This is a genomic window from Arthrobacter sp. YD2, assembly GCF_030410475.1.
In the GTDB taxonomy this organism is placed as follows: Bacteria; Actinomycetota; Actinomycetes; order Actinomycetales; family Micrococcaceae; genus Arthrobacter_B; species Arthrobacter_B zhangbolii.
Map to the genome: position 1 here is coordinate 163,522 of NZ_JAUHHB010000001.1, position 24,280 is coordinate 187,801.

The following is a 24,280-nucleotide window of genomic DNA, read 5'->3' on the forward strand; positions in this document are numbered from 1 at the left end:
GTTGGGAAAATGACAGAACGCCAGCATGTCCTGGTCACCGGCGCCACCGGCTACATCGGCGGACGCCTTGTTCCCCTGCTGCTCGAAGACGGGCATGATGTGCGCGTCCTCGCCCGCTCTCCGGAAAAGCTCTCCGACGTGCCCTGGGCCTCGGACGTGGAGGTGGTCAAGGGCGATCTTTCCGAGAAGGAATCCGCAGTGGAGGCCTTCTCCGGGATCGACACCCTCTATTTCCTGGTGCATTCCATGGCCTCCGGCAAGGGGTTCAGCGACCAGGAATCCGCCATCGCGCATATTGTGGCCGACGCCGCGGCCCAGGCCGGTGTGAAAAGGATTGTCTATCTCGGCGGACTGCATCCGGAAGAGGGCGAGCTGTCCCCGCATATGAAGTCCCGCACCGAGGTGGGGCGGATCCTGCTCGAAGGCGAGGTGCCCGCGGTGGTTTACCAGGCCGGCGTCGTCATCGGTTCCGGATCCGCTTCCTTTGAGATGATCCGTCACCTGACGGAAACACTGCCGGTGATGCCGGCACCGAGCTGGGTGCGCCGCCGCATCGAGCCGATTGCCGTCCGCGATGTGCTGCACTATCTGGTCCGTGCCGTGGATATCCCCGCCGAGGTCAACCGCACCTTCGACCTCGGGTCCCGGGAAGTGCTTACCTACGCCGAGCTGATGAACGGATATGCCGAGGAGGCCGGGCTGCCCCGGCGGCGGATCTATGCGCTGCCGCTCCCGGCGCCGCGGCTGGCCGGGCACTGGGTGGCCCTGGTGACGCCGATTCCACGCTCCATGTCCCTGCCGCTGGTGGAATCCCTGCAGCACGACGCCGTTGCCAAGGAACACGACATTGACCGGTATGTGCCGCTTCCGGAAGGCGGCCTCACGGATTATCACGACGCCGTCCGGCGAGCCCTGGGCAAGGAAAAGCGAGGCGAGGTGGAAACCACCTGGGCAAATGCCTCGGCGTCCTCGGACCTGGCATCGGACCCGTTGCCCAGCGACCCCGATTGGGCCGGCCAGACCGTATATGTGGATTCCCGGCAGCGCCGCTCCGCCGTGGACCCGGCCGCCGTCTGGAAGGTTATTGAAGGCGTGGGCGGCCGCAACGGCTGGTACTCCCTGCCCATGGCCTGGGCCATCCGCGGGGTACTGGACAAAACAGTGGGCGGTGCCGGGCTGACCCGCGGCCGGCGCAATCCCACCACGCTGTTCACCGGCGATGTGGTCGACTGGTGGCGGGTGGAACTGCTGGAGCGCGGAACACTGCTGCGGCTGCGGGCCGAGATGCGGGTGCCGGGCAAAGCCTGGCTGGAAATGCGCGTGGAGCCGGACGGTGAGGGCGGCAGCCTGTACCGGCAGCGGGCCATTTACTTCCCCAAGGGACTGGCCGGACGCCTGTACTGGTGGCTGATTGCCCCGTTCCACGGCCTCATCTTTCCGTCCATGGCGAGGAACATCACCCGCCAGGCAGCCCGCATGACGGAGTCCGCCTAAACAAAGGCCTGCGGCCCGGGCCGCAGTTCGGTAACGCCGCACACCGCTGCCCGGGGATCGAATATCATCGGGTAGGACAGAGGGCGCCGGTACAGCTGGTACAGCCTGGATGACGCCGCCGGTTTTCGAAGAGGGATTTCGAAGGTGCTGACGGCTTGTACTTTGAGGGGACCGTCGCAGTGCAGGACAACGCAGGCCAGGACAAAAAGAGCCGTAAGTGGATCATCGCCGCCGTTGTTGCGGGTGTACTCGTGGTGGGCGGCGGCATAGGTGCGGCGTTCGCCACCGGGATGGTCGGGCCCTCAGCCGGCGATCAGCCCGCCACGGCCACGGCCTCGGCCACTCCGTCCGTTTCCGCGGCCCCGGTATCCATCACCACCACGCCCGCAGACGGAGCCGTGGAAGTGAACCCGGCGTCCATGCCCACCGTGACGGCAACCAACGCCACCATCAAGAAGGTCAGTCTGAAGCCCGAGACCGGCGGAGAAACCGTGGACGGTGTCCTCTCCGCTGATGCGGCCACCTGGACCGCCGATGAACCGCTGGTGTTCAACGCCAAATACGCCATGGACGTGGTGCTGATCGACCAGGCCGGCAAGGAAAGCACCCGGTCACAGACCTTCGAAACGGTGAAACCTGCCAATGAAGCCAACGCGTTTATGTACCCGCAGAACGCCTCAGTAGTAGGCGTTGGCCAGCCGATCGAAATCAATTTCAGCGAGCCGGTCACCAACAAGGACGCGGTGGAGCAGGCTATCAAGATCACCAGCACCTCCGGACAGACCGGAGCCTTCCACTGGATCACCGACAACAAGGTGCGGTACCGTCCGGAGGCCTTCTGGGCACCGAATAGTGCCATCACGGTGGATATGCAGCTTTTCGGGGTGGACTTTGGCAACGGAATGATCGGCAACTTCAACGAGACCCGGACGTTCAATACCCACAACACCCGTCTGGCCGTGGTTGATAATGCCACCAAGACCATGCAGGTTTTCATTGACGGGCAGCTGGTGCGGACGTTCCCCGTGACGCTCGGCGAACCCACCTGGCCTTCCCCTTCCGGATACCAGGTAGTGGTGAGCCAGCATGAGAAGCTGCCTTTCCGGGCCGAAAGCATCGGGTTGAAGCCCGGTGATCCGGATTACTACGAGCCCTTCGATGCTTCCTGGGCCAGCCGGCTGACCAACAGCGGCGTGTTTGTCCATCAGGCCCTCGACGGTGCAGTGGGCGCCCTGGGCCGGATCAATGTGTCCCATGGTTGCGTTGGTATGTCTGCTGAGGGCGCCAAGTACTTCTATGACACCTTCGAGCCGGGCGACGTGGTGCAGGTGCTGAACACCGAAGCCGGACCGGTTTCCGTGGATGACGGCTTCGGTGACTGGAACGTCCCGTGGGACCAGTACGCCGGACAGCCCTAGGACTGCACCCGCAGTCCCAGCTGGGCAGCCAATAAGGGGGCAAGGAGCAGCAACTGTTCCTCGTCGATGGTGAAGCCCTTGAGCGCGGGAAGGCCGGTAATGCTGCGGAATTCAGTTCCGCGCAGGTCAGCGTCCACCGCCGAGCCGCCTGCGCCCAGCAGCAGGGAATCGATCCGGCAGTCGCGGAAGGCGACCCGGTTCAGCCGTGCCCCGTCCAGGTCCAGTTCACCGATGATGGTGTTGGTGAAAAGCACGTTGTTAAGCGTGCATCCGCGCAGATTCAGGAAGTCGATTTTGCCGCCGTCCACCCGGACGGAGTTCCAGGTCCCGCCATACAGCTCGGCAGATCCAAGCCGGGGATTGGTGATTTCCACATCACGGAAGGTGGTCCGGGAGGCATGGAATACCGGAGCGTAAAGGTTTTCCAGCCGGGATTCCAGGAATCGGGCAGCCGCGAGGTCCGCACCATCCAGTGAAACCCCGGTGAGGCTGCATTCGGAAAAAACCGCACCGCGCAGTTCCAGGCCGGCAAATGATTCATCGGCATATGCCACGGCCTCCTGATGGCCGCCCACAGGAACACCGGTGCCGCTGGCCAGTTCAGGCAGGCGTACCGGATCCAGCACCGGCGCTTTGGTTCCGGCTCCTGGGGATCTGCGCGCCATGCCTAGGCCGTGCGCCGGCCGAAGAGGAAATAGGCAATGGGACCGGCAAAGTTGATGCCGCAGGCCAGCATCCACAGTGTGCGGCTGCCGCGGATCAGGGTGGCGGGCCGCCGCCGGATATCCCGGAGGGCAGCGCCGGCAAGCAGGAACTGCAGGCCTGTCAGGACTCCGAGTCCCCTCTTTTGTCCCGTGCTCAGGTCCTTGAACTTCTTTTTGGCCATTGCTGCGTCCTCTTTCGGGTCCTTCGCCGGACGGCTTCCTGCCACCGGTTCTCCCCCGATTATCCCCTGTTTTCACAGCCGGAGGGCGGCGCGGGTCCGGGCTGGAGAACCTTAGCCCAGTGCCGAGTGCTCGCCCAGCCGGTGGAAGGTGCGGTTGTGGTAAACCAGCGGGTCCTGTCCCGTGCTGCCCGGGAGAATCGACAGGACGGATGCGGCAATCAGAATGGATCCGCCCACGGGCACCCGGCCGTCGATCCGGCAGAGCAGCGCCACGGGCGCGTCTTCGAGCAGGGGTTCTCCGCCGGGAAGCGTCCGGATCCTCGCGGAACCGAACCGGTCAGCGCCCTGCCGGGCGAAGATCCCGGCCAGCTCGGCATTGTCCGCACCCAGCAGGTGCACTACTACGGTTCCGGCGCCGGCGATGGCACCTGCCGTTCCGTGCATGGAGGCCAGGGAGAAGGAAAGAATGGGCGGTTCAGCCGATACCGAGGAGACCGAGGACGCCGTCAGGCCCACCGGTCCACTGCTGCCGTTGGCCGTGATGATTGCCACCCCCGCAGGATGTGCCCGGAAGGCGTCCTTGAATGCTTCCGTTACATCCCGCTCGCACAGAGCAGTATTGTGCGCCATTAATGAGTCCTTCCGCAGACCAGCCCGTTGAGGGTATGTTCCAACGGTAAAACCTCAACCATTGTTGAGGTCAAATCCGCGATTAGACGTCAAAGGCACGTGCACCGGTGCCGGAATCCGCCGAGGCGTCATCGGGATTCACAAACCGGCATTCGGCCAGTGACAGGCAGCCGCACCCGATACAGCCGCCCAGACGGTCACGCAGCGCCTGCAGGTGCCGGATACGGGAATCCAGTTCCTGCCGCCATGCTGCGGAGAGGCGCTGCCAGTCGGCCTGGTCCGGCACTCCGTCCGGCGGCAGTTCGTCAAAGGCGCGGCTGATGACGGCCAGCGGGATGCCTGCCTGTTGCGCTGCGCGGATCACAGCGACCCGCCGCAGCACGGAGCGGTCAAACCGGCGCTGGTTTCCCTGGGTCCGGCGGCTGGAAAGCAGGCCCTGACGCTCATAGAAATGCAGCGCGGAGACGCTGACACCGCTGCGCTGCGCTACCTGCCCCACTGACAGCTCCGAGCGCCCGGCCGTCAGCTCATCAGTCGCCGCCTCGCCGTGGTCGCCGTGATCCCTCTGCTCAGGCGACGTTCCCTGAGGCTCCGGGCCGCCGGACGGTGTCCCTGCTGCTCTGGTATCCACACCTGCCCCTTCCCTCGCTGCACCCCATTATCCCGCGGGCGCATTCCGCGGGCGCCCCGGCCCCCGGACGCCCGGGCGTAAACCGCCGTCGTCGTAGGTACTGGCGGTCAGCGTGCGGGCGTGTGAAAGTGTCCGTAGTGATTTTCCCCAGCCGCGCCGGAGCGCAGAGGAGGCCCCGATGGAAGGTGTACCGCTCGGCCCGCAGGAGAAACCCGGAACACTGCTCTTCCTGCCGGGTACCGGCCGGCCCAACCCGGCGCTCTCAGACCAGGTCCGGGAACAGGTGAACACAGTTCCCGGGCTCTCCGGCTGGTCGGTCCAAACCATTGAGTGGGCCGCTGCCGCGGCCGAGAACGTGAGCGGTGTTCCCGCCCTGCCGGAACGGTACTCGGCGGAGGACCCGCCTGCCCTTTCGGACGCATCTTTGGCCCTGGCCCTGTTCGGGGCCGATGTCAGCACCGCGGACCCGGTTCGCCAGGCCTCCGTGGCCGGGGCCGTCCCGTCCGTGCCGGAGGCCGCGCGGCTGGGCGAGACGCTGCAGGATCTGGTCCTGGGTGTGGTGACAGACGCCGCCGTCCGGCATCGGATCCGCCTGACCGACGCAGCCGGAGACTTCTTCAGCAAGGTCGCCTATTATCTGCGGCAGGGAGAGGGCGCCCGCACCGTCCTGGCGGATGCCCTGGGCAGTACCGACCAGGATGCCCCGGTGGTCCTGTTCGCGCACAGTCTGGGGTCCGTGGCGGCCGTTGACCTGCTGAGTTCGCCGGACTTCACCGGCAGCCGGGTGGACCTGCTGGTCACGCTCGGTTCACCTGCCCCATGGTTCTACCAGCTTGATGCCCTCGCATACCTTGGGCCGGGACGCGGGGGCAACGCTCCCGCAGCACCCTGGCTGAACTTCTGGGACGAGCGTGACCTGTTCGCTTTCTGCGCCGAACGTGTTTTCGCGGGGCGGATGGGCAGGATCACCGACAGCGAGGTGCAGTCGGGTAAGCCGTTTCCCGAGTCGCACCAGGCATATTTTTCCGACCCGAGGGTTTACCGGCTCCTCTGGGAACACCTGCAGGAGACGGAATCAGGGAAACCGGGCTCTGGCAACGGCACCGGAGTTTAGTGTTCACTGGTCTACATGAGAGCGATCTGGAAAGGCGCTATTGCCTTTGGGCTGGTTAACGTACCGGTCAAGGTTTATTCCGCCACCGAGGACCACGACGTCAGCCTTCACCAGGTGCACGGCAAGGACGGCGGGCGCATCCGCTATCAGCGCCGGTGCGAGATCTGCGGCGAAGTCGTTGAGTACAAGGACATAGCCAAGGCGTACGACGACGGCGAGCAGACGGTGGTCCTCACGGATGAGGACCTGGCTTCCCTGCCGGTTGAACGAAGCCGGGAGATCGACGTCGTGGAATTCGTTCCCAGCGACCAGGTGGACCCGATCCTGTTCGACCGTACGTATTATCTGGAACCTGATTCGAAATCCACCAAGTCCTATGTGCTGCTGCGCCGGACCCTGGAGGACACCGACCGCACCGCCATTGTGCAGTTCTCGCTGCGGCAGAAGAGCCGGCTAGGCGCCCTGCGCGTGCGCGGGGACGTCCTGACCCTGCAGACCCTGCTCTGGGAGGACGAAGTGCGGGAAGCGTCCTTCCCGTCGCTGGATGAAAAAGTACGGATTTCCGCCAAGGAACTGGAGATGTCCTCGGCACTCGTGGATTCCTTCAGCTCGGACTTTGATCCCTCTGAGTTCACTGACGACTATCAGGAACAGCTCAAGACGCTCATCGACGCCAAGCTCGAACAGGGCGAATCCCTGGATACCGAAGAGACATTCGGCGCGGAATCCGAAGACGAGGGCGGGAAGGTCCTGGACCTGATGGAAGCACTGCGGCGCAGTGTGGAGAAAAACCGGGACAAAAAGAGCGGTGCGGACTCAAAGTCGGCCGGTTCCAAGGGCGGGAGCACCAAAAAGGCTCCGGCCAAGTCCAAAACAGCCAGTTCCAAGAGCACCGCCAAAACCAGGAAAGGCGCCTGAGTCCTATGGCATCACGCAACTTCTTCACGGATCAGTTCGGCAGGCAGACGGTTATCGAGGTGCCCAATGCACCCATCATCGGCTGGGGTGTCTTCGGCCTCGCCTCCATGATGGCGTTGACGCCGCGGCGTGCGGACCAGCTGAAGACGCTCAGCAAGGCCTGCCTGCTGCTGTGGGCCCTGGGCGAAACCTTCCGCGGTGAAAGCGGATTCCGGCGCAGCATCGGCGCAGCAACACTGCTGAGCCAAATCACGGCCAGGCCGGAGAACGGAGAGAAGTCAGCTCAGGGGAAGGCGGCGGGGGCCTAGCCCGGCCGGCTACTGGCGGTAGCCTTCGACTTCGCTGATCGGCCGGGGCTGTGCCTCATCAGGATTCTGCCCGGCATCCAGCTTGGCCCGGCGCTGCCTCAGCAGATCCCAGCACTGGTCCAGCTGTTCCTCAACCCGGCGCAGCTCTTCCGCATGTTTTTCCGGTGCAGCTGCCGGGTCCGTATCCCGCAGGGATTGCTCCTGCGTAACGAGTTCCTGGATCCGGTGCTGAATGTCCTGTGCGTCCATGCCCCAACGTTAACCGTGCCGGACCGGGGTTACCAGCACCCGGCACGGCGGAAGGTCATCCCTGCGAGCTGCAGCTGTGCAGAAAGTCCTTGAGTTCGGCCGAGCTCTGCACCGGCTGGCGGTATTCATCCGAAAGCATTCTGAGAATGGTCTCCTCGTACTCGCTGTCGGTCGAGGCCAGCGCCTCGCGCGCAAACCGGACGCGGAAGTTGTTCGCGAACGCGTCTGCGGCTGTCTGGGCAACACAGTTGTGCGTCGCAACGCCGGCCAGGATCAGGGTTTCAACGTTCCAGTTCCTCAGCCGCAGCAGTACATCGGTACCGATGAATGCGCTGTCCCTGGTCTTCACCAGCCGGGGCAGGTCATTCCACTCCAGGCCGGGAACGAAGTCCGCCTGCTTACTGCCGCTGAAGATGAATCCCTGATCGTCGTCGAGCATGCTGAGCGTCCAGGTGGACTTGTCCCGTTCATGTTCGGTGCACACCATCAGCACCGGAACTCCGGCGGCTTTGGCCTCGCGGATCAGCTCGTTGGTCTTCTCCACCAGGCGTTCCTGATGCTGTTGCAGAGCGGGGCTTTCGAAATAGGCATTCTGCATGTCAATGACCATCAGTGCGGCTGACACAACCGGGTTCCTTCCTTCACGGACTGTCCGGGCTGGACAGAGTTAGGGAACCCAGTGTGCCAGCAGTGAGGCACCGGCGGTCAAATACAAGGTGCAGCCGGCTCTAGTTCGGGATGGAGCCCTCCCCGGGGTTTCCGCTGCTGCGCGAGGGTCCCCCGCCAGCCGAGGGACGCCGTTCGGTGTCCCGTCCAAGAATGAGCCCGAGCAGGATCATTACGACGGCCAGAACCACGTGGAGCCAGTTATCGGCCGTGTTGAACGGGACGAAGTTCGCACTTGAATCCAGCGGAATCAGCAGGCCGTAAATGAAGAGGACGGCGTACAGGATGCCCGCACCCACCAGGTAAAGGCGGGCGGAGGAATTGGTCCTGGCCATGGCCAGGCCGGCAAAGCCCAGCAGCATGTGGACCACGTTGTGCAGCACTGAGACCTGGAAGACGCCCAGCAGAACCGCTTCGGATTCATAGCCGGAGAAATATAGTGCGTTGTAATTCGCTGTGATCCCGGGGATGAACCCCAGGACGCCAATGAGCAGGAAAACAATTCCGAAAACCATTGCGGCTATCTGGGCGCTGGTCCGACGGGCGGAAAGGCCGCCTGAAGAACTGTAACTGGGGTAGGCCATGATGACTCCTCTGCTCCGCGGAACCGGAGGCCGGGCCGGGAGGATTAGGTGATCAGGGACTTTAAACTCTTGCACAATTGGGGCAAGGTGGGAAGCATACTGACTTTCCAAGGACCCTGAGGGGGAACGAATGAGTTTTAGCCCGATACCGGCCGCAGGTGCCGGTTCCGGTTCCGGCCGGAGCAGGTTCATCAGCGACAGGATCTTTGTCCGTTCCGGCGCCCGTATCGCCGCATCCATCCGGCGGGAAGGCTGACGTGTTATCTCTTTGGCTCAGCAGTGCACCCCATATCCCCAGCGACTCCTTCGAACCCGGCGCATCCTATGACTCAGTGGTCGTGGGTGCCGGCCTGACCGGACTCACCACCGCTGCGCTGCTGGCCCGCAGCGGACAACGGGTGGCCGTGCTGGAAGCACGGTCCGTGGGGGCCGTCACCACGGGCAATACCACCGCCAAGCTTTCACTGCTGCAGGGGACGCAGCTTTCCAGCATTACCTCCCACCACAATGCCGGGATTGCGCGGCAGTACGTCGAGGCCAACCGGCAGGGCCAAAGCTGGCTGCTTCGCTTCTGCGACGAAAACGGGATCAGCTACGAGGTCCGCGACGCCTACAGCTATGCCACCACCGCCCAGGGACTCAGGAGCCTGCGCAAGGAGCAGGAGGCGGCCACCGCTGCCGGGCTGGACGTCGAATTCAGCACGGAAACAGAACTGCCGTTCCCCGTCACGGGCGCCCTGAGACTGCGTGATCAGGCACAGCTCCACCCCCTGACGGTGCTGGCCGGACTGGCGAAGGACTTCCGGGACCACGGCGGCATCCTGGCCGAAGGAGTGCGCGTGACCGGAGCCCGCCACGAGGACGGCTTGGGCATCAAGGTCCTGACCGGTGACGGGGAGGTATCCGCACGAAACCTGGTACTGGCCACCGGCATCCCCATCCTGGACCGCGGCGGGTACTTTTCGGTACTGAAGCCTGAAAGGTCCTATGCTGCGGCCCTGCCCGTGACCGGTGACGTGCCGCAGGGCATGTACCTGTCCGTGGATTCACCGACCCGGTCCCTGCGCACCGCCGAGGCGGAGGGCATTTCATACCTGCTGGCCGGCGGCAACGGGCACACCGTGGGACGGAAAAAACACACGCAGGAACTGGTGGATGACCTGGTCGGCTGGACCGTGGACAACTTTGAGGTGGGCACTGCCGCCAGTTTTGCCTGGTCCGCCCAGGATTATGCACCGGCCGGCAGCCTTCCCTATGTGGGGCAGCTGCCCCTGATGGGAACCAACATCTACGCTGCCACCGGCTACAACAAGTGGGGCATGACCAACGGTGTCGCCGCCGCCCTGGCGCTGAGCGCCGAAATCCTCGGCGGCGAGAACCCCTGGGCCCGCGAACTGTACAAGCCTCGGGTGGCTCCCCTCGATGCTGCCTCGACGCTGCGGGATAACGCGGAGGTGGGCCTGGAGATGCTCACCGGCTGGGCGTCAGGCCTGGCCCGGAGCACTGAGGAAGCCCCGCCGGAAGGGCAGGGCGTGGTATCCAGGGAAAACGGCAAACCGGTGGGCACGTGCACGGTCAACGGCACCACCAGCCGGGTATCTGCCATCTGCCCGCACCTGAAGGGTGTCCTGAACTGGAACGATGCCGAGCAGTCCTGGGACTGTCCGCTCCACGGCTCGCGCTTCTCCGCCACCGGCTCGCTGCTGGAAGGGCCGGCCGTCAAGGACCTTGACCGGGCCTAGGCTGCGCCCGGTCCGCAGTCGGCGCTGCGCCGGTTAAAACGGAACTGCGGATGCCCGAAGGCATCCGCAGTTCCGTTTGCGCAGGTACTTTTGCGGCAGTCCGCGCTACAGGCGGTCCAGGCTACAAACCGGCCCGCGGTCCGCCGGATTCCGGATCATCCAGGGCCGGGTCCGCTGCCGGGGCTGCTGCCAGCCCTGCGGTGTTTGTGGACGTGGGTGTGCTGCCGCCCGCGCCGGTGGCGGCGTTGCCCGGAGCGTCGACATCCCCGCGCCAGGAACCGGTCTCGGAGCCGCGGCTTTCCATAAACTCCTTGAACCGCTTCAGGTCCGCCTTCACCTGGCGGTCATCAGCACCTACAACGGAACCGATTTTCTCCACGAAGGTCTCCGGGGCCCAGTCCAGCTGCACCGTCACCCGAGTGTCCGTTTCGGACAGCCGGTGGAAGGTCACGACGCCGGCGTGGGTGGTGCCATCGGTGCTCTTCCAGGCCACCCGCTCATCCGGATGCTGCTCAGTGATTTCGGTGTCGAACTCCCGCTCGACTCCACCGACCTTCGTCACCCAGTGGTTGGTGGTATCCGTGAGCTGGGCAATCGAGACGACGCCGCTCATAAAATGCGGAAATGATTCGAACTGCGTCCACTGGTTATAGGCCGTTGTCACCGGAACTGCTACATCAATTGACTCTTCTACGGTGGTCATACTGTCCCTCCGATAGTGCGAATCCTGCATCTGGACGGGCCGTTTACCACCGGCCCTGATGTCCTCACCGTACACAGGAGGACAACCCGGATCAACCGGAAGTAAGGTTGCTTACAGTGATACCCGCCGGAACCGTTTCTGTGTGGTCCGGACATCGGACCGGGGATACGCTGAAGGAGGAAAGCCGCCCGTCGGCGGGTGAAGGGAACGCCTGACACCCTGCTTTCGGACGGTTTATCGGGTTCTCATTTTTCGTCAACCTTGGAGGAAAACATGAAGGCATCAGAAGAACTGGCCACCAACCTGCAGGCTGTGCTTGTGGACATGATTGAACTGCATCTGCAGGGCAAGCAGGCGCACTGGAACGTGGTGGGCAAGAATTTCCGCGACCTGCACCTGCAGCTTGACGAGATTATTGACGATGCACGGCTTTTCGCTGATGAACTGGCCGAGCGGATGCGTGCGCTGCGGGCTGTTCCTGACGGCCGCAGCGTGGCCGTTGCCGAAGGCACCAGCCTTCCGCCCTTCCCTGCCGGACTGGTGGACACCCGCGACACCGTCACCCATGTGGTGGCCATGCTGGAAGGCGTAGTCGGGACCATGCGCAAGGTCCATGACCAGGTGGATGAGGAAGATCCCACCACCGCTGACATCCTGCACGGCTTTATTGCCAAGCTTGAGCAGTACGCGTGGATGGTGGATGCAGAAAACATTTCCGCCACCGCGGACGTGGTCAACCCCGAAGACAGCAATCAGGAAGCCACCCGCTAGCAGCAGCTTCCGTTCACGGCCGGCGTCCGCTTTCCGAAGCACGCCGGCCGTGCGGCGCTCAGTTGGTGACGGCCCGACGGACTTCTTCCAGCAGGGCGCTCATATGCGCCAGTGCGGCACCGCTGTCCCCGGCCGCCACTGCAGCTGCCACCAGCTCGTGTCCCTCCAGGGCTTCCTTCCGGGGACATGTTGGCATCAGCCCCTGCCTGGTGCGACCGGTCAGCACCGCCGCCACCACATCCTGCAGTGAGGCGAACATATCGTTTCCGCAGACCCGAAGCAGCAGGGTGTGGAATTCTATATCCGTCTGCAGGAATGCTTCCAGCTCCCCTGCTTCACCCTGTCTCCGCATCCGACCGGCCAGCTCTACGATGCGGGCCCGCTCAGCTGTGCCCGCATGGCGCGCCGCACCCGCCGCGGCCACGGGCTCCACGCCCACCCTCAATTCGGTCAGCGTACGGAACTGCGTGTTTCTGCCCGGACCGGCAAGGCGCCACCGGATGATGCGCGGGTCGAAAACATTCCACCGCTCCGGTTCCTGCACCACAATTCCTATACGCCGTTTGGAATATACGAGGTTCATCGATTCGAGGGTCCGCATGCAGTCCCGCACCACGGTGCGGGAAACACCGAATTCCTGCTGCAGTCCATCCAAGGTCAGCCGGTCCCCCGGCCGAAGCAGGCCGGAGGCAATGTCCTGTCCCAGCGTCTCGGTAATCCGTTCATTCAGGACAGCGGCGGGCGGACCGATATCCGCGGCATCGACCTCGACCATGTCCCTCTTTTCCCGTACTTATGGCGCGCAATTCATGATGCCTTTGGTGATACCTTTGTGTCTAATTATTTTTCGGCCATTACGCCGGACCTGTGACAACGGCGTCCTTCAAGGAGATGGAAATGTCCTCCATTGATCAGCATCTCGTCATTATGGGTGTTTCCGGTTCCGGCAAAACCACCATTGCCAATATGCTCTCCAAACGGCTGGGCTGGATTGCCGCGGAAGCTGACGAGTTTCACCCCGCCGTCAACATTGCAAAAATGTCCTCGGGCACGCCCCTGGATGATGATGACCGCTGGCCGTGGCTCTACGCGATCCGTGACTGGATGGGCACCCAGGCCGGTAACGGACGCTGCACCATTGTCACCTGTTCGGCGCTCAAGCGCAGTTACCGCAACATCTTGGCGCAGGCCCCGGGCCGGGTCACCTTCGTCCACCTCGACGGCTCCGGTGATCTGCTGGCAGAGCGGATGAAAACCCGCAGCGGTCACTTCATGCCGCCCTCCCTCCTGCCCTCGCAGTTAAGCACCCTGGAACCCCTTTCATCGGATGAAGACGGTCTTCGCCTGGATATCAGCTCCGCCCCCGGGGAAATTGTGAACGCCGTGCTGCAGCACCTGGGATTCCAGCCCGCCTGAAGGCTACCCGCCCTGCCCCTCACCGTTGGACGGACTGTGCCGCTTTCCATGGAAAAATGGATAGCTGCTTAAAAGATATTCGGCGCCGGCACCGCCCTTTGGAAGGAATTCTCACACCATGATGGGTGGTCACCACGCCGCTAGCGGCGCCGCGGCCTGGGTTGCCGTAGCCTCCACCGCACCGCACGCCCTGGGCTGGTACCCGGTCACACCGCTGGGCGTTGTTACCGGTGCCCTGCTGACTGCCGGAGCAGCACTGCTGCCGGATCTGGACCATCACAGCGGCACCATCGCCCATTCCCTTCCGCCGGTGACCAGGATCCTGGCGCGCATCACGGAGACGGTCAGCGGCGGGCACCGCCGGGGCACACATTCTCTCCTCGGACTGGCCGTCTTCGTGGTGCTGGCCACTGCCCTGGGAACCTTCACTGCCGAGGTACCCGTCTTCGGTTCCGTCGCCGTGGGTGCCGGAATTCTGTCAGTACTCCTGATGGGATTCGCTTTCAAGGCCCTGAAGATTGCCGGCGGGCCGGGTCGAAGCTGGTTCCTGGCCCTGGTGTTTTCGGCGTTTATCGCCATTTACGCACCCGAGAACAATGATTGGCTGCCCGTGGCGGTGGGCCTCGGCGTCGGCGTCCATATCCTGGGGGACCTCCTGACACATCAGGGCGTGATGGTGTTGTGGCCCATCCACATCAAGCGTCCGCGGTCCCTGGCACGCTTCCCCGTGGTCAACAAGCTCTGGCGCAGCAGCGGCTGCTTTTCGATTCCGCTGATCGGTGCGGCCGGCTCCTGGCGGGAATGGGCACTGATGGTGCCGGTCACCGTGTATGCCATTTTCGGCGTAACTGTCGCAGCGCTCACCGCGCTCACAGGGTGGTCCCCCTACGCCTAGGCGCCGGTTTCCGGCAGGACCGGGCCGTTCAGTCCTGGTGCAGCTGGATATAGTTGCCGCAGCCGTCGTCGAAAACAGCCTGGGATCCCATCGCATCGATGGTGGGCTCGCCCAGGAATTCGACCCCCAGCGCCTTCAACCGGTCATATTCCGCCCGTACATCGGGAACGCCGAGCACAAGGACCGGGAGTTGCTGGGCATAAAGCCCGGACCGGTATGCCTCGGCCACGGGGTTGTCGCTGGGTTCAAGCAGGAGACCCGGTCCGCCGGGCTCCTCCGCCGAGCACACAATGAACAGGTTGTACTCCGGCATGGCCATCAGCGGTTCCAGGCCCAGCGTCCCGGTATAGAACTCATAGGCCCGCTCCGGGTCCAGCACATGGATACTGCTCATCTTGATACGCATCGCGAAAGACTACCCCTGAAACCCGGAGCCGTCAGCACAGCGGGAATCGCCGCCGCAACTCACCGGCTGCGGCGGGGCTTGCCGTTCCTGCCGCTGCCCTTGCCGGCTGCCTTGCCGGACCCCTTCGCTTTGCCCGCGCCGCCGGACCGGGCCGCCGGCTTTGCCTCGCTGCGGGACTGGCGGGCCTTGGTCCGCTGCCGGGCGGTGGACTTCTGCTCCGCGAGGACCGAGGGCTGGCGGGAGCTGTTGGCGGTGCGGCCGCGGACCACTCCAATGAACTCTTCGACGTCGGCGCCGTCCCGGTCCTGAAGCCAGGCGATACCGATTCGGGTTGCCGGCACGCCGCTTACCGGCCGGGCCACTACATCCTTGCGTGAATACAGCCTGGCCACGGACATGGGCAGCAGAACCACGCCGGCGCCGGATCCCGCTACTTCCAGTGCGACGGCGGCGCCGCCCATTTCATCCGCGTCCAGGAGGGCTTCGCCGTCCAGGTCCGCGAGGTCAATCTCATCAAACGCCGCGATCGGGTGATCCTTCGACGCCGCAGCCACCGGCTGCTCCTCATATAGGGGAATCAGGTTCATTCCGTCCGGACGGACGAACCCCTCCGGGGCGAGCCGGACAAATGCCAGATCAGCACGCCCGGACGCCAGTTCCTCGAGAGCGGCGCCCTCCTCGCATTGGAAGGTCCGCAGTTCGGTCTCGTGGCGTTCACGCCAGCGGGTAATCCATTTGCCCGGCGTGACACCCGGAACGTAGGCCACGGTCAGCGGCCGCGGGGCCGGCCCGTCATGGGGAGCTGAAGTGTCTGTGGGCATCAGAACACCTTAGCCCACCGGCCCTGCCTCCGGCGGCGGATACCCTTGGAATATGACCTCCGAGAAATCCTCCCAATCCATGAAACCTGCCACGGCAGCCAAGAAACTGGGCATCTACCTGCCCGCAGCGCCGCAGGACTTCCAGGACGGGCCTATTTCACGGGCCCGGTTTGATGAACTGCAGTCCAATCCGCCCGAATGGCTCACTGAACTCCGCCGTACCGGCCCGCACCCGCGCCCGGTGGTTGCCCAGAAGCTGAACATCTCCATCGGCGGCCTGACCCGCTCCGGGATTACCGAGCCGCTGACCACCGAGGAAATCAAGGCACTGCTGGCTGAGCCCCCGGCCTGGCTGGTGGAGGAGCGCGCGAGTTTCGCCGCCGTCCGCGCCGAGGCACAGCGGGTCAAGGAAGCCCAGGCAAAGAAAGCCCCCCGCACTGCCCAGGCCGACGAAGCCTAGTCGTCCGCCGGCTCCGCAGGACTCCTGCGGCCGCCGTCCCGGCCCGTTTCGCGCCCCGGATCGAGGAGGGCCCGCCTGAACCGCGGGCCCTCCGGGGTGATCCCGCCGGGGTCCAATGCCTACTGCTGTCTACTGCCGGGCTGTGGCCGGATCCTGTGCCTGCGGCCGGGATGCGCGTCTGCGGCCGGCTGCTGCCGGTCGTGTCAGGACATAAAAAATGACCCCGGCCGCTAAGCCGGGGTCATTCTTTAGTACTTGTGCGCGAGGGGGGATTTGAACCCCCACGCCCTTTCGGACACTGGCACCTGAAGCCAGCGCGTCTGCCGTTCCGCCACTCGCGCATAAATGGTTTCCCAAGGCAACGGTGTGCGGACAATCTCAGATGATCTAAGACATCCCCGTCGCGTTTCCTCGGGAACAGCAGAATCAAGCATACCGGCAATTTGCCGAAACACCTAAACGGCCTGGTGAAGCCGCCAAAAACCCCGTCGTTCCGGGAAAAGAGCACGTTCGGCCTGCCGGTGAAGGCGGGGGAACACATTGGCGGTGCGGGGTACGAAAACCACCTCCGGGGCTTGACGGGCCGCCGCTGCCGGGGCTGCGGTAAGACATTTTTCAGCGTGCGCCAGTAGTATCGAAGTGGACGTATGTACCTGTGAACCACCGGAACCGGTCCCAAGCCCAGTCCCGGTGCACCATTCCGCCCGCACCGATGTGCAGGAGGGCAGGCAATGCAGCCATAGGAATTCACTGGACAGGACGCGGGAGGAGACGGACATGGGCTTGCTCGACAATGTCGAACGCGGCATCGAAAAGATGGTCCGCGGTGCTTTCGCGTCCGGTTCATCCGGCCGCGTTGAACCTCTGGAACTCGCCATTGCCCTCCGCCGGGAACTGGATGAGCGTTCAATGGTCCTCGGCCAGGGACGAACCCTCGCACCCAATGTCTTTACGGTGCGCCTCTCCACGTCGGACTTCGCCCAGGCCCAGCAGTGGGGCGCTCCGCTGGCGGAGGAACTCTGCGACGTGGTGATCAAGCACGCGCGCAGCCAGTCCTACACCCTGCAGGGCGCAGTCCGGGTTTCCTTTACCCGCGACGCTTCCCTGAAGGCAGGCGTGCTGGAGGTGGACTCCTCCACCGAGAAGTCACCCGCTCCCCGGTCCACGCCGCGTATGCCCTCTCCGCCGGCACCCCGGCAGGGACCTTCGGCCCGTATGCAGCCCGTTCTGGACATTGACGGTCAGCGGTATTCACTCAACGCACCGTCAGTCGTACTGGGGAGGTCCTCCGAGGCGGATATCCTCGTCGACGACACGGGTGTCTCCCGCAGGCACCTGGAAATACGTACGGAGAACGGAACAAGCCGTGCCGTTGACCTGGGTTCCACCAACGGCAGCTTCGTCAACGGCCAGAAAGTTCAGGGTGAAGCAGTGCTAACCGATGGATCCACCATTGCCATGGGACGCACCAGGATTGTGTTCCGGTTACTCCCCGTCCGGACCGGAGGACGTTAGTGCTCAGCGTTCTAAGCGAAACACTCCTGCGGTACGGTTTCCTGGTCCTCCTGTGGATCATGGTGGTCAGTGTGGTCGGAGCCATCCGCCGCGATCTCGCCGTCGGAACCCGCAACCGGACCGGCACCCCTACTGCGCGCCAGATCCGGAAAAATCCGGAGCTGGAAAAGCGCGCACCGGCGCCCGCCAAGGTCACCCCGAAGGAACTCGTGGTCACCGAAGGGCCGCTGCGCGGAACCACTCTGGATCTGGCCGCCAGCCCCATCCTGCTGGGCCGCGCCCAGGAAGCCACCCTGGTCCTGGAAGACGACTATGCCTCCGGACGCCACGCACGTCTTTTCCCGCAGGGCAGCCGGTGGTTCATCGAGGACCTCGGCTCCACCAACGGAACCTACCTTGGCGGAAGCCAGCTCACCCGGGCGTTGCCCGTCGAACCCGGTGTACCCATCCGCATCGGTAAGACGGTCATCGAATTGAGGCCCTGACCGTGGCTTTGGTCCTCCGCTACGCAGCACGCTCTGACGTTGGAATGGTTCGTTTCAAAAACGACGATTCCGCCTACGTTGGACGCTACCTCGCCGTCGTTGCAGACGGCATGGGCGGCCACGCCGGTGGCAACGTTGCCTCCGCTTCCACCGTGCTCGACCTCGTCCATCTGGACAGCCAGGTCCATGACGATGAGCCCCTGACCGTCCTGGCGGACGAGATCCAGGCAGCCAACTCCCTGCTGTCCGAACTTGTCACCACCAGCCCGCAGCTCTCCGGTATGGGCACCACGGTCACTGCCCTGCTGCTCCATGACCGGCGCCTCGCACTGGCCCATATCGGTGATTCGCGTGCCTACCGGCTGAAGAATGACCGATTCGAACAGATCAGCATTGACCACACCTTTGTGCAGCGGCTGATTGATGAAGGCCGCCTCCGGCCTGAAGAAGCCGAGGTCCACCCGCACAAAAACGTACTGATGCGCGTCCTGGGCGACGTTGACGCCAGCCCGGAACTGGATCTGGCCACTTTCGACGTGGAACCGGGGGAACGCTGGCTGCTGTGCTCCGACGGCCTCACCGCCGTGCTGCGGGATTCAGACATTGAAGGCATTCTCCGGGGTACCCCCGACCTGCAGGAGTGCGTTGACACCCTTGTGGAACTGACGCTTGCCGGCGGGTCGCCGGATAACGTCACCGTGGCGGTCATCCAGATCGACGAGGATGCCGACGTCGACACCGAGCCGTCCGCAGCCGGGGAACCACCGCGCACCACCTCCGTAGCCGCCCTGCCCCGGACAGCCGCCGCGGCATCGGCCACCGCTCCGGATGCCTCCACCGCGGGTTCCGCTGACGGGGAAAGTACCGACACCGACCCGGATGCGGGTGAGCGGGAACGCGCGGCACTGATCCGGCAGGATCTGTCCTCCCGTCCCCACGTCCTGGTGGGAGCCGCCTCCCTGGCCACCGAAACCGGCCAGATTCCGATTGTGACCCAGCGCTCCGCCGAACGCCGTGCCGCACGCATGCTCACGCACAAAGCGGAGAACGAGGACCAGCAGGATCCGCAGCCGGACCAGGACGCACAGCCCCGCTGGCGGCGCTGGCTGCTGCCAACCTTCCTCACCGTGCTCGCCCTGCTGCTGGCCGCCGTCGTGTGGCTGGGTTACACCTGGACGCAGACCCGCTACTACGTGGGTTCCTATGACAACCGTGTGGCCATCTACAACGGCGTTTCGCAGACCGTGGGACCCATCCAGCTGTCCCATGTCACGGACATTTCGGACATTCCGGTGGACAGCCTCTCCGAATACCACCGCAACCGGGTGGAGGAGACCCTTCCGGCACGGGACCTGGAACATGCGGGCGAGATTGTGAACGAGCTCCGGGATACCGCCAAGGCCGTCCTCTGCCCGCCGGCGGACCCGACACCGGATGCAGGCTCAGCCACTGCCTCGGCCCAGCCGCCGGGGAACAACGCCTGTGGAGGTGAGCAGTAATGTCGGACGTCCCCACGGTTGCCAAACCCCGCCGCAACATTGAAGCCCTGCTGCTGCTGGTGGCCCTTCTTGTGGGAGTCGGCGCCAATATGATTGTGGGCCTCGATGAGGACCGCGCCTTTGACTCCGACTTCTGGGTCCAGGCCGGCACGCTGATGGGCCTGGTGGTGCTTTTCCACATTGTCCTGCGCTTCCGGGCTAAATATGCCGATCCGGTAATACTTCCCATTGTGACCGCGCTGAACGGTATTGGCCTGGCCATGATCCACCGGCTGGATATCACCACCGGGGAGACTGCTGCCGACCGGCAGCTGCTGTGGAGCACCGTGGCGGTGGCCGCGGGCATTGGTGTGCTGTTCCTCATCAAGGACCACCGGATCCTGCGCCGCTACACCTATATCTCGCTGATCGTCAGTGCAATCCTCCTGCTGCTGCCCCTGACTCCTCTGGGTACCACCATCAACGGTGCACGGATCTGGATCAACGTCGGGGTTGGCACCTTCCAGCCCGGCGAGGTCGCCAAGATTACCCTGGCCATATTCTTCGCCGGGTATCTATCAACTAACCGGGACCTGATCCTCCTGGCCGGCCGGAAGGTCGGTCCGCTCCAGTTCCCCCGGATGCAGGACATGGGTCCCATGATCGTGGCATGGCTGGTCAGCATCGGGGTCCTGGTGTTCCAGCGCGATCTTGGCTCGTCCATCCTCTTCTTCGGGCTGTTCATGGCCATGATCTACGTGGCCACCAGCCGCGTGAGCTGGGTGCTCATCGGCGTCGGGCTGCTTGCCGCCGGCGGGTTTGTTGCCCTCCAGCTGTTCAGCCACGTGGAGCAGCGTATTTATGGCTGGCTCAACGCCTTCGATCCGGAGGTCTACAACGGGCTCGGCGGCAGTTACCAGGTGGTCCAGGGACTCTTCGGCCTGGCGAGCGGAGGGCTGGTGGGAACCGGCCTGGGCCAGGGCCGGCCTGATCTGGTGACCTTTGCCAACAGCGACATGATTATTGCCGCCCTGGGTGAGGAACTGGGCCTGATCGGCATCTTCGCCATTGTGCTGATGTACGTGCTCCTGGTGTCCCGCGGTTTCCGCGCGGCGCTCGGCACCAAGGACGGTTTCGGCAAGCTGCTGGCATGCGGACTGTCCTTCACCATTGCCCTGCAGTGTTTTGTGGTGATCGGCGGTGTTACGCGGCTGATCCCGCTTACCGGCCTTACCACCCCGTTTATGTCCGCCGGCGGTTCCTCGCTGCTGGCCAACTGGATCATCGTTGCGCTGCTGCTGCTGATTTCGGACGCCTCCCGGCGTCCCATTGCCTCCGGGCCGGTCTCAACCGACATGGTTCCTGCCATGTCGGAATCCCCCATCGGGGCCCCGGCCCGCAACCGCCGTAACGTGAAGGAAGGAGTCGAATGAACCAGGCAATCCGTAACAGCTGGGTGGTAGCCCTGGCAATGTTCGTGCTCATCCTTGGCTCGCTCACGTATGTCCAGTTCTTCGCCGCCGAAGAACTCAATGAAAACCCGAACAACAGCCGGGCACTCTACCGGGATTTCGGCGAGCCCCGCGGCTCCATCCTGGTAGACGGGAAGGCGATTGCCGAGTCCGTTCCCTCGGATGACCAGTTCAACTTCCAGCGGGTCTACAACAACCCCCAGCTGTATTCCCACCTGACCGGGTTCTTCAACCTGAACGGAACCAGCCAGCTGGAAATGGCCATGAACGAGGAGCTTTCGGGCAACAGCGACCGCCAGTTCTACGACCGGCTGGTCCAGGTCTTCTCGGGTGCCCAGAGCCAGGGCGCCTCGGTGGAACTCACCATTGACCCGGAACTGCAGCAACTGGCCTATGACCTGATTCCGGACGGCCAAAAGGGTTCAATCGTCATGATGGATCCCAAAACCGGCGACATCCTGGCCATGGTTTCCAAGCCGACCTATGACACCAATGCCCTGGCCGTCCATGACACCGCGGTGCTGGGTGCCACCATGGAAGAACTCACGTCGGTTCCCGGCCTGTCCCCCTACACCAATCCGGCCACCCAGTCCCTGCTGGCCCCCGGATCCGTCTTCAAGCTCGTGGACACCGCCGCTGCACTGGAAACCGGCAAGTACAACGCCGATTCCGTAATTCCCAACCCGGCAGCGTTCCCGCTGCCCGGGACGAACATTTCGCTCCCGAACTTCACCACGGGTGCCTGCTCGGCCCGGTCCGAGGCTGACTTCGCCTTCGCCCTCGCCCAGTCGTGCAACACGGTGTTCGCGCAGGTGGCCCTGGACCTGGGCCAGGACGCGCTGGCCGAACAGGCGGAAAAGTTCGGGTTTGATACACCGCTGTCCATCCCCACCGAGGTGGTTGCCAGCCACTTCCCCGAGAACGAGGACCAGGCACAGCTGGCCCTGGCATCCATCGGCCAGGGAAGCGTGACCGCCACTCCTCTGGAAGTGGCCATGATTTCCGCTGCCATCGCCAACAACGGCGTGCAGATGACCCCCAATCTGATCCGCAGCGTCCGCGCCCCGGATCTGTCCGTGATCGACGAGCCGAAGCCCACCGAACTAAACAAGTCCGTCAGCCCCGAGACTGCGCGTCAGCTCACTGAATGGATGGTCGGCGTCGTCGAGAACGGCACGGCAAGTGCCGCCCGGATTCCGGGCGTCGAAGTGGCCGGCAAGACCGGAACCGCGGAAGTCGAGGGCCGGGGCGACAATGCCTGGTTCACCGGCTTCGCACCGGCCGACGATCCCCAGGTTGTCATTTCCGTCGTCATGGAAGACGTGGACCTGACCACCGGTGCCCAATTAACCACTCCAAGCGCGCAGAAACTCCTAGAGGCGGTGTTGAATAAGTGAGGCCTACATCGGGTATCACCTTAGGCGGCAGGTTCCAGCTCACCGATCGTATTGCCATTGGCGGTATGGGTGAAGTCTGGAAGGCACGGGACCTGGTCCTGGGCCGCATTGTCGCCATTAAAATCCTCAAGGAGGAGTACACCGGCGATCCGGGGTTCCTGAACCGGTTCCGGGCCGAAGCACGGCACACGGCACTGCTGAACCACCCGGGGATTGCCAATGTCTTTGACTACGGCGAGGAAGAGGGCTCCGCCTACCTGGTGATGGAGCTGGTCCCCGGCCAGCCGCTGTCCACCATCATTGAACGTGACAAGGTGCTCTCCCCGGACCGGACCCTGTCCATCATCGGCCAGACTGCCACCGCCCTGGCCGTTGCTCACAACCAGGGTCTGGTCCACCGGGACGTCAAACCCGGCAACCTGCTGATGCTGCCCGACGGCAAGGTTAAGATCACCGACTTCGGCATTGCCCGCCTGGCGGACCAGGTTCCCCTGACCGCCACCGGCCAGGTGATGGGAACCGCGCAGTACCTGGCGCCGGAGCAGGCCACCGGGCAGCAGGCCACGGGGTCCAGCGATATCTACGCGCTCGGCGTCATCGGGTACGAACTGCTGGCCGGGCGCCGTCCGTTCTCGGGCGAATCCCAGATCGCGATTGCCCTGGCACAGGTCAATGACACGCCGCCGCCGCTGCCGGAATCCATTCCGGAACCGGTCCGTGCGCTCATCATGTCCATGCTGGCTAAGGATCCGGCTGACCGTCCGGCTGATGCCGAAGCCCTGGCCGTGGCCGTGGCTGCCATCCGCCGCGGAGACATCAACGCGGCGCAGCAGGCAGTGCCTGGCATGCTGCTCTTCGGCACGTCCGCTTCGGCGGCCACCGAAGCGGTGCCTACTGCCGGAACCGCTGCCACCCGGGTAGTGGACACTTCTCCGTCCACCTCCGCCCTGCCGACCGTCGCCGGCGCCTCAGTGGCAGCTGACGACGCCCGGACGGGCCAGCTCGAGGCCTCCCGTGACTGGTCTGATGAGGACGACGTTGACTACGACGGCGACACTCCGGATGACGTTGAGGAGAAGCGGGGCCGCAGTCCGTGGACCATCCCGCTGATCGCCCTGCTGGTGCTGATCCTGGCCGGCGTCGTGACGTTCTTTGTGCTTAGCGGGTCCGATGACGAGGCGGAGGACCCTGCCCCGGCTACTTCCTCCTCTGCCCCCAGTCCGTCGCGAACCGCCTCGCCGTCACAGACCCCGTCCGAGACGCCGAGTCCCAGTGACGAGGAAATCAGCATCGATTCAGCCTCCTACGAGGGGCGTCCCGTAAACGAGGTGGCAAACGAGCTCAGCAACCTGGGCCTGCAGGTGAACCGCCTCCCCGTCTCCGACGCGGACATTCCCGAGGGACTCGTCATTGAGGTCAACCCCTCCGGCCTGCTTAGCCGAGGGGATGCCGTGACGGTGGTGTACTCCTCCGGACCGGAAATGGTTTCCGTGCCCTCGCTGCAGGGCCAGACCGAGGCCGCGGCCCGGCAGCGGATTGTGGACGCCGGGCTGGTCCCGGTCAACGGGGGTACCCAGCCCTCCGATGAGCGGCCCGGCACGGTTGTTGCCGTGAATCCCACTGAGGGGACCGCCGTTCCGCAGGGTTCCAACGTCACGTACTACATTGCTGCGGAAGCGGCTCCGGCGCCTACCCAGACGCCTCAGCCCTCGCCGACGACGGCGGAAACCCCGGATAGCAACGGCGGTGCCAGCATTGGAAGTTCAAACTTCTCCACGCAGTCCCTGCCTTCCGTCAACTCGACCATCGGCAACTAACGAA

General features: G+C 64.2%; 26 protein-coding genes, 1 tRNA gene and 1 pseudogene. 16 read left to right on the forward strand and 12 right to left on the reverse strand.

Annotated features, from left to right (window positions below):
• The first annotated feature begins 9 nt into the window (after positions 1-9).
• Positions 10-1,494 carry an SDR family oxidoreductase gene (locus tag QWJ37_RS00840; protein WP_290243383.1) on the forward strand — a complete coding sequence of 495 codons (1,485 nt, stop codon included), beginning with the start codon at positions 10-12 and terminating at the stop codon, positions 1,492-1,494.
• Positions 1,495-1,673: 179 nt separating this feature from the next.
• Positions 1,674-2,912, forward strand: a complete 1,239-nt coding sequence (locus tag QWJ37_RS00845; protein WP_290243385.1) for an Ig-like domain-containing protein — start codon at positions 1,674-1,676, stop codon at positions 2,910-2,912.
• Here the strand turns inward: QWJ37_RS00845 and QWJ37_RS00850 are convergent.
• From QWJ37_RS00850 to soxR, 4 genes are all read right to left on the reverse strand, one after another.
• The gene (locus QWJ37_RS00850) at positions 2,909-3,577 is read right to left on the reverse strand and encodes a pentapeptide repeat-containing protein (protein WP_290243388.1); all 669 of its coding nucleotides are present in this window, start codon (positions 3,575-3,577) and stop codon (positions 2,909-2,911) included. The genes QWJ37_RS00845 and QWJ37_RS00850 overlap by 4 nt on opposite strands.
• A gap of 2 nt (positions 3,578-3,579) precedes the next feature.
• A complete protein-coding gene (locus tag QWJ37_RS00855) occupies positions 3,580-3,798 on the reverse strand; it encodes a PLDc N-terminal domain-containing protein (protein ID WP_227903154.1) in 219 nt (72 codons plus the stop codon).
• Between the two features lie 111 nt (positions 3,799-3,909).
• Positions 3,910-4,428 carry a flavin reductase family protein gene (locus tag QWJ37_RS00860; RefSeq protein WP_227903153.1) on the reverse strand — a complete coding sequence of 173 codons (519 nt, stop codon included), beginning with the start codon at positions 4,426-4,428 and terminating at the stop codon, positions 3,910-3,912.
• Positions 4,429-4,510: 82 nt separating this feature from the next.
• A complete protein-coding gene (soxR, locus tag QWJ37_RS00865) occupies positions 4,511-5,059 on the reverse strand; it encodes a redox-sensitive transcriptional activator SoxR (RefSeq protein WP_290243392.1) in 549 nt (182 codons plus the stop codon).
• Between the two features lie 178 nt (positions 5,060-5,237).
• On the opposite strand from soxR, the gene QWJ37_RS00870 reads away from it, so the two are divergent.
• Genes QWJ37_RS00870 through QWJ37_RS00880 form a run of 3 tightly spaced genes read left to right on the forward strand, consistent with a single transcriptional unit; the run spans position 5,238 to position 7,399 of the window.
• Positions 5,238-6,173, forward strand: a complete 936-nt coding sequence (locus QWJ37_RS00870; RefSeq protein ID WP_227903152.1) for a hypothetical protein — start codon at positions 5,238-5,240, stop codon at positions 6,171-6,173.
• A gap of 15 nt (positions 6,174-6,188) precedes the next feature.
• Entirely contained in the window at positions 6,189-7,091 is a 903-nt protein-coding gene (locus QWJ37_RS00875) for a Ku protein (protein ID WP_227903151.1), read from the forward strand.
• 5 nt (positions 7,092-7,096) lie between these two features.
• A complete protein-coding gene (locus tag QWJ37_RS00880; RefSeq protein WP_227903150.1) occupies positions 7,097-7,399 on the forward strand; it encodes a hypothetical protein in 303 nt (100 codons plus the stop codon).
• A gap of 9 nt (positions 7,400-7,408) precedes the next feature.
• Here QWJ37_RS00880 and QWJ37_RS00885 read toward each other — a convergent pair whose 3' ends face one another.
• From QWJ37_RS00885 to QWJ37_RS00895, 3 genes are all read right to left on the reverse strand, one after another.
• Positions 7,409-7,648 (reverse strand): DUF2630 family protein, encoded by a 240-nt coding sequence (locus tag QWJ37_RS00885; RefSeq protein ID WP_227928111.1) that lies wholly within the window; start codon positions 7,646-7,648, stop codon positions 7,409-7,411.
• A gap of 55 nt (positions 7,649-7,703) precedes the next feature.
• Positions 7,704-8,273: an isochorismatase family cysteine hydrolase gene (locus QWJ37_RS00890; protein WP_227928113.1), complete on the reverse strand. Its 570-nt coding sequence runs from the start codon at positions 8,271-8,273 to the stop codon at positions 7,704-7,706.
• A 103-nt stretch (positions 8,274-8,376) separates the two neighbouring features.
• A complete protein-coding gene (locus QWJ37_RS00895; RefSeq protein ID WP_227903261.1) occupies positions 8,377-8,829 on the reverse strand; it encodes a DUF4383 domain-containing protein in 453 nt (150 codons plus the stop codon).
• Between the two features lie 326 nt (positions 8,830-9,155).
• On the opposite strand from QWJ37_RS00895, the gene QWJ37_RS00900 reads away from it, so the two are divergent.
• Complete coding sequence (locus QWJ37_RS00900; RefSeq protein ID WP_290243400.1) at positions 9,156-10,640, forward strand: FAD-dependent oxidoreductase; 1,485 nt, start codon at positions 9,156-9,158, stop codon at positions 10,638-10,640.
• Positions 10,641-10,896: 256 nt separating this feature from the next.
• Here the strand turns inward: QWJ37_RS00900 and QWJ37_RS00905 are convergent.
• Positions 10,897-11,343: pseudogene (locus tag QWJ37_RS00905) on the reverse strand (SRPBCC family protein); the annotation flags it as partial.
• A gap of 273 nt (positions 11,344-11,616) precedes the next feature.
• Here QWJ37_RS00905 and QWJ37_RS00910 point away from each other — a divergent pair.
• Complete coding sequence (locus QWJ37_RS00910) at positions 11,617-12,114, forward strand: DNA starvation/stationary phase protection protein (protein WP_227903146.1); 498 nt, start codon at positions 11,617-11,619, stop codon at positions 12,112-12,114.
• Between the two features lie 58 nt (positions 12,115-12,172).
• Here the strand turns inward: QWJ37_RS00910 and QWJ37_RS00915 are convergent, their stop codons facing one another.
• A complete protein-coding gene (locus QWJ37_RS00915) occupies positions 12,173-12,889 on the reverse strand; it encodes an FCD domain-containing protein (protein ID WP_227903145.1) in 717 nt (238 codons plus the stop codon).
• Between the two features lie 122 nt (positions 12,890-13,011).
• Between QWJ37_RS00915 and QWJ37_RS00920 the strand changes: the two genes are divergently transcribed.
• Positions 13,012-13,530 carry a gluconokinase gene (locus QWJ37_RS00920; RefSeq protein ID WP_227903144.1) on the forward strand — a complete coding sequence of 173 codons (519 nt, stop codon included), beginning with the start codon at positions 13,012-13,014 and terminating at the stop codon, positions 13,528-13,530.
• A 118-nt stretch (positions 13,531-13,648) separates the two neighbouring features.
• Positions 13,649-14,425 (forward strand): metal-dependent hydrolase, encoded by a 777-nt coding sequence (locus QWJ37_RS00925; RefSeq protein ID WP_227903143.1) that lies wholly within the window; start codon positions 13,649-13,651, stop codon positions 14,423-14,425.
• A 28-nt stretch (positions 14,426-14,453) separates the two neighbouring features.
• Here QWJ37_RS00925 and QWJ37_RS00930 read toward each other — a convergent pair whose 3' ends face one another.
• Both QWJ37_RS00930 and QWJ37_RS00935 read right to left on the reverse strand, forming a co-directional pair.
• The gene (locus tag QWJ37_RS00930; RefSeq protein ID WP_227903142.1) at positions 14,454-14,831 is read right to left on the reverse strand and encodes a VOC family protein; all 378 of its coding nucleotides are present in this window, start codon (positions 14,829-14,831) and stop codon (positions 14,454-14,456) included.
• A 59-nt stretch (positions 14,832-14,890) separates the two neighbouring features.
• On the reverse strand, positions 14,891-15,652 hold the full coding sequence (locus QWJ37_RS00935; protein WP_227903141.1) for a LysR family transcriptional regulator substrate-binding protein: 762 nt from the start codon (positions 15,650-15,652) through the stop codon (positions 14,891-14,893).
• A 52-nt stretch (positions 15,653-15,704) separates the two neighbouring features.
• On the opposite strand from QWJ37_RS00935, the gene QWJ37_RS00940 reads away from it, so the two are divergent.
• Positions 15,705-16,112 carry a DUF5997 family protein gene (locus tag QWJ37_RS00940; RefSeq protein ID WP_227903140.1) on the forward strand — a complete coding sequence of 136 codons (408 nt, stop codon included), beginning with the start codon at positions 15,705-15,707 and terminating at the stop codon, positions 16,110-16,112.
• Positions 16,113-16,370: 258 nt separating this feature from the next.
• Here the strand turns inward: QWJ37_RS00940 and QWJ37_RS00945 are convergent.
• Positions 16,371-16,453 (reverse strand) — tRNA-Leu (locus QWJ37_RS00945).
• A 436-nt stretch (positions 16,454-16,889) separates the two neighbouring features.
• Between QWJ37_RS00945 and QWJ37_RS00950 the strand changes: the two genes are divergently transcribed.
• Genes QWJ37_RS00950 through QWJ37_RS00975 form a run of 6 tightly spaced genes read left to right on the forward strand, consistent with a single transcriptional unit; the run spans position 16,890 to position 24,276 of the window.
• Positions 16,890-17,627 (forward strand): DUF3662 and FHA domain-containing protein, encoded by a 738-nt coding sequence (locus QWJ37_RS00950; RefSeq protein ID WP_227903139.1) that lies wholly within the window; start codon positions 16,890-16,892, stop codon positions 17,625-17,627.
• A gap of 59 nt (positions 17,628-17,686) precedes the next feature.
• The gene (locus QWJ37_RS00955) at positions 17,687-18,112 is read left to right on the forward strand and encodes an FHA domain-containing protein (RefSeq protein WP_227928180.1); all 426 of its coding nucleotides are present in this window, start codon (positions 17,687-17,689) and stop codon (positions 18,110-18,112) included.
• A gap of 44 nt (positions 18,113-18,156) precedes the next feature.
• Positions 18,157-19,611 carry a protein phosphatase 2C domain-containing protein gene (locus QWJ37_RS00960; protein ID WP_290244813.1) on the forward strand — a complete coding sequence of 485 codons (1,455 nt, stop codon included), beginning with the start codon at positions 18,157-18,159 and terminating at the stop codon, positions 19,609-19,611.
• Positions 19,611-21,023, forward strand: a complete 1,413-nt coding sequence (locus QWJ37_RS00965; protein ID WP_227903138.1) for an FtsW/RodA/SpoVE family cell cycle protein — start codon at positions 19,611-19,613, stop codon at positions 21,021-21,023. Before QWJ37_RS00960 ends, QWJ37_RS00965 begins: the two co-directional genes overlap by 1 nt.
• Positions 21,020-22,459, forward strand: coding sequence for a penicillin-binding protein 2 (locus tag QWJ37_RS00970; protein ID WP_227903137.1), 1,440 nt, complete (start codon positions 21,020-21,022; stop codon positions 22,457-22,459). Before QWJ37_RS00965 ends, QWJ37_RS00970 begins: the two co-directional genes overlap by 4 nt.
• Positions 22,456-24,276: a protein kinase gene (locus QWJ37_RS00975; protein WP_290243406.1), complete on the forward strand. Its 1,821-nt coding sequence runs from the start codon at positions 22,456-22,458 to the stop codon at positions 24,274-24,276. Before QWJ37_RS00970 ends, QWJ37_RS00975 begins: the two co-directional genes overlap by 4 nt.
• The last annotated feature ends 4 nt before the right edge of the window (positions 24,277-24,280 follow it).